Source organism: Muribaculum sp., from assembly GCF_029051885.1.
Classification (GTDB): Bacteria; Bacteroidota; Bacteroidia; order Bacteroidales; family Muribaculaceae; genus Muribaculum.
In genome coordinates this window covers 1-7,218 of sequence record NZ_JAIDKI010000097.1, presented here as the reverse complement: position 1 = coordinate 7,218, position 7,218 = coordinate 1, and the positions used below count along the sequence as shown (strand labels likewise).

General features: G+C 49.5%; 6 protein-coding genes. 1 reads left to right on the top strand and 5 read right to left on the bottom strand.

What is annotated here, in order from left to right:
* Positions 1-132: 132 nt before the first annotated feature.
* A complete protein-coding gene (locus K2I50_RS04405; protein WP_301025015.1) occupies positions 133-426 on the bottom strand; it encodes a Dabb family protein in 294 nt (97 codons plus the stop codon).
* Between the two features lie 27 nt (positions 427-453).
* The gene (locus K2I50_RS04400) at positions 454-2,070 is read right to left on the bottom strand and encodes an ABC-F family ATP-binding cassette domain-containing protein (RefSeq protein ID WP_301025014.1); all 1,617 of its coding nucleotides are present in this window, start codon (positions 2,068-2,070) and stop codon (positions 454-456) included.
* Positions 2,071-2,306: 236 nt separating this feature from the next.
* Between K2I50_RS04400 and K2I50_RS04395 the strand changes: the two genes are divergently transcribed.
* A complete protein-coding gene (locus K2I50_RS04395) occupies positions 2,307-3,767 on the top strand; it encodes a hypothetical protein (RefSeq protein ID WP_301025013.1) in 1,461 nt (486 codons plus the stop codon).
* Between the two features lie 122 nt (positions 3,768-3,889).
* On the opposite strand, the gene K2I50_RS04390 is transcribed toward K2I50_RS04395, so the two are convergent.
* From K2I50_RS04390 to K2I50_RS04380, 3 genes are all read right to left on the bottom strand, one after another.
* Complete coding sequence (locus K2I50_RS04390) at positions 3,890-5,131, bottom strand: hypothetical protein (RefSeq protein ID WP_301025012.1); 1,242 nt, start codon at positions 5,129-5,131, stop codon at positions 3,890-3,892.
* Between the two features lie 69 nt (positions 5,132-5,200).
* Positions 5,201-6,226 (bottom strand): alpha/beta hydrolase, encoded by a 1,026-nt coding sequence (locus K2I50_RS04385; RefSeq protein WP_301025011.1) that lies wholly within the window; start codon positions 6,224-6,226, stop codon positions 5,201-5,203.
* Between the two features lie 78 nt (positions 6,227-6,304).
* Positions 6,305-7,218, bottom strand: a 914-nt coding sequence (locus K2I50_RS04380; RefSeq protein ID WP_301025010.1) for a DHHA1 domain-containing protein, incomplete at its 5' end; no start/stop codon positions are given.

Genomic DNA, 7,218 nt, shown 5'->3' with positions numbered 1-7,218 from the left:
GATAATGAATATATGACGAATGGTAGCGTTTATGGATGTTAAAATGTGTATCTGTAACTTTATGGGTGTATAAAAATACCGATGTGTCTGGAAAAGACACATCGGTAGATGCTATAGGGGAGAAACGTAGTATCAGAATTCGTAGTCAACACATGCGCGCTGATCTTTATGTCCGGCAAGAAGTGATGCGGCAGCAACGTGTGCCGGATGTTTGGCATATACATCTACGTCGGCCATAGTGGGAACCACTGCTGTCAGCACAACGTCCCATTGTTCGGCAGGATTCTGATTGATACCGACTTCCATGCTTTCAAGTACATCAATCTGTGCCGGGAGGGCGAGCAGCGCTTCTTTGAATTTTGTCGCTACCTCAAGGCGCTCTTCCTGAGTGCCGGTGAGTTTGAATGTTACGATATGCTTTACCATTGTTTATGATACTTATATGAATGACTGTTATTTTGCATAGAGTCGTTCGCGGGCAGTGGCTACGCGTTCATCGGTAATGTAGTCGTCATAGTCCATCATCTTGTCGATAATACCGTTGGGAGTGAGTTCGATGATACGGTTGGCCACGGTCTGGATGAACTCGTGGTCGTGCGATGCGAAGAGGACGTTGCCTTTAAATGACTGTAGAGTGTTGTTGAATGCCTGGATTGACTCGAGGTCGAGGTGGTTGGTGGGCGAGTCGAGTATGAGGGTATTGGCGTCAGTCATCATCATGCGGGCAATCATACAGCGCATCTTCTCGCCTCCGGAGAGTACCGATGCTTTCTTGAGCACTTCCTCGCCGGAGAAAAGCATTTTACCCAGGAATCCCTTGAGGTATATCTCGCTGGAATCGTTGCTCCACTGGCATAGCCAGTCGACAAGATTGAGGTCGGTATTGAAGAATTCCGAGTTGTCAAGCGGCAGATAGGCGGTAGTGATGGTCTGGCCCCAGTCGTATGTGCCGGCGTCAGCCTTACGGTTGCCGTTGATTATTTCGAACAGTGCTGTCATTGCGCGCGGGTCGCGGCTGAGGAACACCACTTTGTCATCTTTCTCAATCTGGAAATTCACGTCCTTGAACAGAAGTTCGCCATCGACAGAGGCTGTGAGGCCGTGTACTTCAAGAATTTTGTTGCCAGGCTCGCGCGATGGTGTGAAGATAATACCCGGATATCTGCGCGATGATGGCTGAATCTCCTCGACAGTAAGTTTTTCGAGCATTTTCTTGCGCGATGTGGTCTGTTTCGACTTGGCCACGTTGGCTGAGAATCGCTGTATGAATTCAAGCAGCTCCTTGCGCTTTTCTTCGGCTTTCTTGTTTTGCTGCTGCTGCTGGCGAAGGGCAAGCTGTGATGATTCGTACCAGAAGCTATAGTTGCCGGCAAACAGAGTCACCTTGTTGTAGTCGATATCCAGAGTGTGGGTACATACCGAGTCGAGGAAGTGGCGGTCGTGGGATACGACAAGCACAGTATTCTCAAATTTTGAAAGGTAATCCTCAAGCCATGCCACAGTGTCGAGGTCAAGGTCGTTGGTGGGCTCGTCGAGGAGCAGGTTGTCGGGATTTCCAAAAAGAGCCTTTGCAAGGAGCACACGTACTTTCTCATTACCGCTGAGGTCTTTCATGAGCATGTAATGCTTGTCTTCCTTTATGCCCAGACCGCTCAGCAGTGCGGCTGCGTCACTTTCGGCATTCCATCCTTCAAGTTCGGCAAATTTTTCCTCAAGTTCGGCTGCTCTTACGCCATCTTCGTCGGTAAAGTCGGCTTTCGCATATATAGCATCCTTTTCCTTAATGATAGCCCAAAGCACTGTGTGGCCCTGAAGTACGGTATCCATCACTGTGAACTCGTCAAATTTGAAGTGGTCCTGTTCGAGTACCGACATGCGTTCTCCGGGGCCTTGTGTCACGTTGCCGTGGGTCGGTGTGAGTTCGTCGCTGAGAATACGCATAAGGGTAGACTTTCCGGCGCCGTTAGCACCGATGATGCCATAGCAGTTGCCGGGGGTGAACTTCAGGTTAACATCCTGGAATAAAACGCGTTTGCCAAACTGTTGGCCGAGATTGTTTACCGCTATCATATTATGATGGTTGTACTTTTTATATATCTGCTTGAAAATTCGGGTGCAAAGGTACGCATAATTTCCCGAAAATCATAGCTTTTTTAATCAATCGGCTCCCTATGTGTATCCATAGTTCCGATAGATTACAGGAGTCATGGTATTTTTATAAAAAAGAGTTTCATGTAATGCATTGGTATAAGAAAAATAGTATATTTGCGGTGAGAATACTAATCTGTCACATCAATATAGTAATTATGAAGAAAAATTTACTTGCATTATTTACATTCGCTTTTGCCGGGTCGGTGTTTGTTTCGGCAGATGAATGGAATTCAATCGGGCAGGGTATCTATTATGAGGACCTGATGCCTGCACTTGACGCCACAATTGAAATAGGGCAGCACTGGACTGTCGATATCGAGGAGAATGCCCGGGTGAAGGGCCTTTATCGGTTTATCCCTTACCACAGGTATTCGCCCATTGCTGAATATCTTGAGGGGCCTGATGATACCTATATGATAGTTCATGCCGAGAATCCTGATAAAGTATGGATTGAGGATTTCGAGCCATATCCCGATTATGGTATCTTTTCATTCTCTCAGATGTGCGCCGAGACCGGCTGGGATGTATCGACAGAGTATAAGTATGGGACTCTATCTGACGGATGTATCAGTTTCCCTGACCGGTCGGTTGCTACTGTTGATATAATGAGTGAAGAGCAGGGCTGGATAAATACGACTGTCAACGGGCTGTTTAAAATCTATCTTCCGGGGGCAGGTGCTGTGACCGATGATTATGCGCTGTATATATCTTATGGATATTGCGGGGCGGACAATCGTGTGCCTGTGTCGCTTACGCTTGGCGGTGATGTTGCGGCGGTGAAGTATCTGCTGACCAAAGGACTTGTCGAAGAGGTCGACGCCGATTATCTCTCAAAAGTCGCTTCTGAAGGAATTACAGCCGAAGGCTCGGAGATTGTGGCTCAGCCTCAGTCGCGGGGTGTACACACTCTTGTTATTGTTACTCTTGATGCCGCTGGAGCACCTCGAGCAAGCAAGACGGCATATGTCTATGGCTCTGATGATGAGGAAGGAGAGTGGGAATCGCTTGGCATGACATGGTACAACGAATCGTTTGTTGCCGGATATTATGAGGAGATTCCCGAGCTTGAACTGAATGTGGAGATACAGAAACATAAGTCGGTTGCCGGATTCTACCGTCTGGTAAATCCGTATGCCGGTCATCCTTTCTGCACAAGTATCGGCCACAAAGGCCATAATCATTATATCTATATTCATGCCGAGGATCCCAAATGTGTATATATCGAGAACTCTCCGATAGGTACCGACTTCGGATACGGCGAGGGTCGCGTTACATCAACTGTCGCCAATTTGCTTGACAGCGGCATGTCAATGGCAGAAATCAAAGCTACAGGTGTTGAGTTTGGTACCTTTGAGGATGGCGTCATTGAGTTCCGCAACTGGGGACTATGGTATGGAGAGCGTGATTATTTCGATGGCGACTGGACTTCGACAGGTGAGCATTTCCGAGTGACAGTACCTTCTGGCGGTATGTCGGGAATCGATGGCGTTTCTGATACAGACAATGTTACACCGGAATATTTTAATCTTCAGGGGCTGCGTCTTCAGGATAAGCCTGGCGCCGGTGTGTTTATTGAGAAGCGGTCGGGCGAAAGTCGTAAAGTTATTATAAAATAAGCCTCCCGTTCCCCCATATTCATTAACGCTGAGTAACGGCTCTCTAAGAGCCAGTCTAACCAACAACAAAACGCCGTGTCGATTAAATCCGACACGGCGTTTTGTTGTTGGGAAAAGCGTTTTTACAGGTCGCGTACGGCGCGAACCGACATGCCTTGGGAGCGTTTGTCTTTGTTGACCTTAAATGTACGCTTGCCATTTATTATAAACATGTATTGTCCATAAAGTGTAGGGTAAAGCGAGAGGTCTGAGGCTGCTTTGCCTTTGGTTCCGAACCACATGCCTCCATAGGGATTGGCTTCCTGAAAATCACAACCTCCGGATGCATACGCACGTGTCCCGCAGGCCGGAAACCATTGTCCATCCTGCAATGCTCCCATATTTGTATCATCCCATGTCATGGAGGCGTATTTCATCCAATCGTAGGGTGTGACTCCGGATGCGTCGCTGACAGGGACTTTCCAACCGGGAGGGCAAGGATCATAGATAGATTTCTTTCCGCTCTCGCCACCCCAAAGGTCATCGTCGCTTGGTGCGGTCCAGTCGCCGGTAATGGGGTCGTTGAGCACGATTTCCTCGCCATATTCATCCATTTCTCCCGTATGATTATACGTCATGGCATAAAATGTCATGGGGTTGGCGATGGATTTGGCTATGGTTCCGTGGTATTCGGCCAAAGATATGAATGTCGGGAGCGCGTTGCCTTCTATGTCAAAGAGTGCAGCCTCGCCATCCATACCGTTGATGTAATTATAGTCATCATCCATCTTGGTAGGCCCGTTGGGAGCGGGGAACGGGTCTTTGCGTCCCCACTGATATACCATGCCATGTGTGCGGAATCCATCGGCGGGGGTAGCGCTCATGGCACCTAAATTTCGGTCCATGAATGTCCAGGTCGTGCCTGATGCTGCCGGGGTGGTGTATGCCGAGGCTTCCGGATCATAGTCAGTAATCCACAGGTGCCAGCTCCATAGGGTGTTTCCATCGGTGTCAGTGGCGGCGATTACTGCATTTCCGCTTAGTTCACCGGTCCATGCGATAGCCATTTTCTGTCCCGGGGCATACTTTACGTCTTTAATCAGGCCGTTGGTGTCTGTCCATAGCAGACGGCATCCTGCTACCGCGCCGGTAGACTCTGTTGTGGAGTTGCCTTTGAAGGCAGTGCTGAATGCGACGGTAGTGCCGGGTTTTACAATGTAACAGTTGGCTGTTTCGTCGGCCGATAGGTCGACAGCATCCTCAGGGACTGTTATTTCAATTGGATCGATAATGAATAATGTGTCATCATTATCATTGCCACAGGCTGAAAAAGACAGATAAAATGCTGTAGCGACAAGCGATGTGATAAATCTGGTAATTCTCATTCTTTTGTTAATGATTTGGTTGATAATTTGTCAAAATTAAACAAAAGAATTGATTTTCACAACTGATTGCTATTGATTATGCTTGTGGTCATGCATTTTGCTGTCGAGCCAGGAGAATATGGTGCGGTATGTGGCCTCGCGTATTCCCGGAGCTGAGCGTACGAGGTCGTGAGTGCCGCCTTTGACTGTCGCCTCGGTGATGTCGGGTCCCAGGCGGCGTCCGTAGCGTGATATGTCAGCGACATCGAGCACGGTGTCGGAGCTGTCGCGCAATGATGCCCGGTCACCTTTTCGGTATGTGCGGTCACTGTGCATCAGAAGTATCGGGACACGTATGTCTGAGTGATTCTGCACGGCATCATGCGCTTTGTCGACGGCACGTATCCATCCGGCATTGATGGCAGGCCATTCTACCGGTTTCCAGTCATTATCGATAGTCCAGGTGGCATCTTCAGTCCGCGTGGAGCCGGTTGGGACATAAGCAGCGCTTTTGCCTGGCATTGCAGTAAGGCTCGGCCACCATTGTCCGACGCATTGCATTGCCGGTATGAGTAATTTCTCCTGGATTTTGCTTTGATTCCAATCGAGAAACGGACTGTTGAGTACCAGTGCGCGTATGGCCGTGTCGGGATGCTCGTTCATGTAGAGCGATGTGGTCAGGCCGCCTGTAGAGTGCCCCACCAGTACGATTGAGTCGATGCCATTGCGCTTCATATCGGTTATGGCAGAGTCTATGTCGGGGAAGTATTCGCGCATGTCGCGTATGTCGAAGCGTGGGTCGCCGGGGCGCAGCGAACGTCCGTATCGACGAAGGTCGACGGCATAGAAATGGTAGCATGAGTCGGCAAAGCGCCGTCCCATGTCATCCTGCAGGAAGTAGTCGTTATAGCCATGCACGTATAATACTCCCCGCCGCGAACCGGGACATCGGGCGAGTTTGCGCACGATAGTTGACCGTACGTCACCGTCGTAGTCGGTGCCTTGATCGACAGTGCGGGCCTCATAGTCGGGAAACAGAGAGTCGGGTTGCCATCCGGATGCAAATGCCGAGGAGCACGCGAGCAACGCTATGGGTATAATGTGGTGAAGTTTCATAAAAATACATAAAAAAGGAGCATAGCTCATTAATGATATAATGAACTATGCTCCGATATTGTTTGGTCGGAATCCTTTTTAGAGTGATAGGATTTCTTTGATTTTCTCATAGGCCAAGGTGATTCCGTCCTTGTTCTTGCCTCCTGCCTGTGCGAATCCGGGCTGACCGCCACCGCCGCCTTGTATCAGTTTGGCAGCTTCGCGTACGGTGGTCGATGCATTGAGACCCTCTTTTACAAGATCATCTGTAATCATCACCGTGAGAAGCGGCTTGCCGGAGGGATCGACTGTGGCGCCGACGAATACTGTGTGTTCGGGCGATTTGGCACGTACTGCAAATGCCACACCCTTGGCTACTTCCGGCAGACGGATTCCTGTCAGTTCTACGACTTTTGTGCCGTTGATGTCGCGTGCTGATGCAATCAGCTTGTCTGTGAGATTGTTTATGCGTTCGGTGAAGTATTCTTCAGCCTGACGGCGCAGTTCGGCATTCTCTTCGATAGACTTATGCAGGGCCTGGATAAGGTTGGGAGCATTGTTGAACATTGCCGAAATCTCCTTCATCGTGTTGTTGACGTTGTTGATGGCTTCTTCAACACGTTCGCCGGTGATAGCTTCTATACGGCGTATGCCTGCGGCGATACTGCTTTCGGAGATAATTTTAATCATACCGATATTGCCGGTATTTTCTACGTGTGTGCCACCGCAGAGCTCGATTGACGAGCCGTAGCGGATTACACGCACTTCATCTCCATACTTTTCGCCGAAAAGGGCCATCGCACCCATTTCACGAGCCTTGTCGATAGGTACGCAACGGTGTTCGTCGCGGGGGATAGCGCGTCGAACGGCTTTATTGGCAAGTTTTTCTACTTTCTCGATTTCTTCGGGAGTGAGTTTCTGGAAGTGGGAGAAGTCGAAGCGCAGCACATCGGGCGATACATACGAGCCGCGCTGCTCTACGTGTGAGCCGAGTACTTCGCGCAATGCTGCGG